This is a genomic window from Streptomyces sp. NPDC052107 (genome assembly GCF_040680215.1).
In the GTDB taxonomy this organism is placed as follows: Bacteria; Actinomycetota; Actinomycetes; order Streptomycetales; family Streptomycetaceae; genus Streptomyces.
This window is the reverse complement of the sequence record NZ_JBFAWG010000231.1, coordinates 1-2861: the sequence shown is the minus strand read 5'-3', so window position 1 is coordinate 2861 and position 2861 is coordinate 1. Positions and strand designations below refer to the sequence as shown.

The 2861-nt window shown below is 70.8% G+C and carries 3 protein-coding genes; all 3 read left to right on the top strand.

Annotated elements, in window-relative coordinates:
- On the top strand, window positions 1-100 hold a 100-nt coding region (locus tag AB0M27_RS47255), incomplete at its 5' end, for a histidine phosphatase family protein (protein ID WP_365732383.1).
- Window positions 101-1624: an IS21-like element ISMlu14 family transposase gene (locus AB0M27_RS47250; RefSeq protein WP_031943827.1), complete on the top strand. Its 1524-nt coding sequence runs from the start codon at window positions 101-103 to the stop codon at window positions 1622-1624. It abuts the gene before it with no gap.
- Window positions 1621-2406 (top strand): IS21-like element helper ATPase IstB, encoded by a 786-nt coding sequence (gene istB, locus AB0M27_RS47245; protein ID WP_010078636.1) that lies wholly within the window; start codon window positions 1621-1623, stop codon window positions 2404-2406. Before AB0M27_RS47250 ends, istB begins: the two co-directional genes overlap by 4 nt.
- Window positions 2407-2861: the final 455 nt, after the last annotated feature.

The window sequence follows — 2861 nt, the reverse complement described above, 5'->3', positions numbered from 1 at the left end:
CCAGACCGCCTGGAACGTCGAGCGCCGCTTCCAGGGCAGCACGGATGTCGAGCTGACCGAGACCGGCATCGGCCAGGCCCGGCGCGCCGCCCGGCCCTGAATGAAGGATGCCGCAGAAACCATGAAAATACTCAGTGCCTATGACCTGACCAAGTCATTGCGGGGCGCCGCCGAGCTGGCCGGTTGCTCCCATCACACCGTGGCCCGGCTGGTGCGGGCCCGCGACGCCGGCCAGACCCCTGGATCCGGAGCCAGCCGCCCGAAGGTCACCGATGTCTGGCTGCCCAAGATCGAGGAATGGGTCGAGGCCTCCACGGGCAGGATCCGCGCCGATGTCGTGCACGCCAAGCTCACCGCAATGGGCTACACCGGCTCTGAGCGCTCCACCCGGCGGGCGGTGGCCGAGGTGAAGGCCGCCTGGCGGGCCGGGAAGCGCCGGGTGCACCGGCCCTGGATCACCGAGCCGGGCGCATGGCTGCAGTACGACTTCGGCGATGGGCCGGCGATCGACGGGGCCAAGACGGTGCTGTTCGTGGCCTGGCTGGCCTGGTCCCGCTACCGGATCGTCATCGCCCTGCGTGATAGGACGGCTCCGAGTGTGTTCGCCGCCCTGGACCGGTGCTTCCGGCTGATCGGGGGCGCGCCGACCTATGTGCTGACGGATAACGAGAAGACAGTGACGGTCTCTCATGTGGCCGGGGTGCCGGTGCGTAACCAGGCCACCGTGGCGTTCGCTCGGCATTACGGCGTGGAGGTGCTGACCTGCCAGCCAGCGGATCCGGCCGCCAAGGGCGGGGTGGAGAACGCGGTGAAGCTGGCCAAGGCCGACCTGGTCCCGAAGGACACCAACCTGCGGGACCAGTACGCCTCGTTCGCTGAGCTCGAGGCCGCCTGCGCGGGGTTCATGGCCATGGTGAACTCCCGGGAGCACCGGGTGACCCGGCGCCGCCCGGACCACATGCTCGCCGAGGAGACCAGCGCGTTGCATCGGATCCCCGCCACGGCGCACACCGTGGCCTACGGGGTGGGACGGAAGGTGCCGGAGAACACGCCGATGGTCTCCTTCGAAAACGCCCAGTACTCGGTGCCCGCGCACCTGCTCGGGGCCGAGGTGTTCGTGCGCCATCACGGCACCGGACCGGACTCGATGGTGGTGATCATGCACGCCGGTGCGCAGGGGCCGGTGGAGGTCGCCCGGCACCGGGTGGCCCGGCCCGGGTCCCCGGCCATCGACGACGCGCACTTCCCCGGCCACGAGACGGACAAGGTGCCCGGGGACTACACCCCGGTGCCCCGTTCGGCGGCGGAGGCCGAGTTCCTGGCCATCGGGGCCGGAGCGAGGACCTGGCTGGTGGAGGCCGCCGCGGCCGGCACCAGCCGGATCGGTCAGAAGATGGCCGAGGCCGTCACCCTGGCCAAGCTCGCCGGCACCGACCAGGTCGACCGCGCCCTCGGGGTGGCCGCGGTGCACCAGCGCTTCGCCCACGGCGACCTGGCCTCCCTGCTCACCGCCGCCGGCCACCGCACCGGGATGCACACCGCCACCGAGGAACGGTCCCTGACCCAGGGCACCGCCGGCTGGGCCGGCCTCGGTACCTCCAACACCGAGGGGGCAGCCCGGTGAGCATCCACACCCCGAACACCGCCGCACCGGCGCTGCCGGCCGATTTGGAGGCGCTGTTGCGGCAGCTGAAGATGCCCCACGCCCGCGGTATCGCCGCCGAGGTACTGGCCACCGCCCGGGCCCAACGCTGGGAGCCGGCCGAGGTCCTCAAGGCCCTGCTGGTCGAGGAGACCACCGGTCGGGCCCGATCCATGCTCGCCGCCCGGCGCAAGGCCGCCGGGTTCCCCACCGGCAAGACCTTCACGACCTGGGATCCGGGCGCCTCCTCGATCCCGGCCCCGACCCAGCAGTCCCTGCGCACCCTGGAATGGCTCTCGCGCAGAGAGAACCTCGTGGTCTGCGGGCCCTCCGGCACCGGCAAGACCTTCTTCCTCGAGGCCCTGGGCCAGCAGGCCGTGGAGGAGGGCAAGCGGGTGGCCTGGTTCACCCTGGAGGACCTCGGGGCGATGATCCGGGCCCACCGGCCCGATGACACCATCACCAAAGCCGTCGCCCGAATCCTGCGCGCCGACCTGATCGTCATCGACGACATCGGCCTGCTGCCGGTCGCCGACGATGCCGCCGAGGGCCTCTACCGCATCGTGGACGCCGCCTACGAGAAACGCTCCGTAGCGATCAGCTCGAACCTGCACCCGGCCGGCTTCGACGAGCTGATGCCCAAGACCCTGGCCACCGCCACCGTGGACCGGCTCCTGCACCACGCCCACGTCTGCCAGACCACCGGAGACTCCGTACGGATGACCCAGGCAATGGCCGGGAAGGGAGTCATGCCACTGAACTGATCCCATCACGGTGGCCAGCACCACCACCCAAACGGGCAAACCAGCTGGCCACCAGTGGGCAGTTCTGATGGCCACCAGCGGGAAGAAACACTGGCCGCCTATGGGCAGAACTCAATGGCCCTTGACAGCCCACCGAAAGTGTCACCCTCACCTCGCCACGTGGACCGTCACAAGCGACGGCCCTGCTGGCCTGCACCCCGTGCGACTCCCCTGCCCGGTCTCTACGTGACGAGGCTCGTTCCGGCCGCTGAGAGCGGCGTAGGAGTCGCGGGCACGGGCATCAACGGGACGCGCGACGGGACGGCCCATTCAAGTGCCGCCGCGGCACGCAGACGTCGTCATGGGCAGCGCGGTGAGGCGCTCCTGGCGCGCCGCTGACTCTGCGCGGCGGTCGATGCCCGGGCCTACGCAGACCACGAGACAGCGGGACGGGCCACCAGGCGAACCCTTCACCC

What these genes read in the sequence shown, in the direction of transcription:
- AB0M27_RS47250 (WP_031943827.1), top strand. Translation starts at nt 101, where the DNA reads ATGAAGGATGCCGCAGAAACCATGAAAATACTCAGTGCCTATGACCTG.